Raw genomic sequence first — 253 nt, 5'->3', positions numbered from 1 at the left:
GTCCTTGATACGCTCGTGTTTCTTTACGAACGATTTTCTTTTCAAATTTCCGTTTATTCGCACTGGCTTTCACATGTGTGGAATCCACGAAAACGTGTTCAGCACTTATTAACTTTTTATTAGCAGCAGCAGCTGTTATTAAGATGCGATAGAAAATCTGTTCAAACAGGTCTGTATCTTTAAAGCGTCGCTCATAATTTTTCCCGAACGTTGAGAAATGAGGTACTTTATCATGGAAACCATAGCCTAAGAA

1 protein-coding gene is annotated in these 253 nt (G+C 37.9%); it reads right to left on the bottom strand.

What is annotated here, in order from left to right:
* On the bottom strand, positions 1 to 253 hold a 253-nt coding region (locus Q8G36_RS28885), incomplete at both ends, for a transposase (protein ID WP_370694151.1).

Source organism: Peribacillus frigoritolerans, from assembly GCF_030676415.1.
Lineage (GTDB): Bacteria > Bacillota > Bacilli > Bacillales > DSM-1321 > Peribacillus > Peribacillus frigoritolerans_A.
This window is presented reverse-complemented; position numbering and strand designations above follow the sequence as displayed.